Genomic DNA, 204 nt, shown 5'->3' with positions numbered 1-204 from the left:
AAGGCCTTCGGCAGCATGAGACAAAGGCGCAATGGGTCGCGATAAACGTGCGGGAGTTCTCTGTCGCCTGCCAGTTCCGAAAGATCAGGGTCGATAACAAAGACACGCGGAGTGGTACCCTGCCGGAATTCGATGCGGACAGAATACTCTCGACCAATCAGGCTCGGTCTGACCTTGTATTCCCAAGTGAGTGCACCGGCGTGA

At 55.9% G+C, this 204-nt stretch carries 1 protein-coding gene; it reads right to left on the bottom strand.

Features of this window, described 5'->3' with window-relative positions; translation table 11 throughout:
• Positions 1 to 204, bottom strand: a 204-nt coding sequence (locus AC3A5N_RS16025) for a type II CBASS E2 protein (protein ID WP_487738320.1), incomplete at both ends; no start/stop codon positions are given.

The sequence above is a fragment of the Pelagerythrobacter sp. Soil_C_18 genome (genome assembly GCF_057657235.1).
This window is presented reverse-complemented; position numbering and strand designations above follow the sequence as displayed.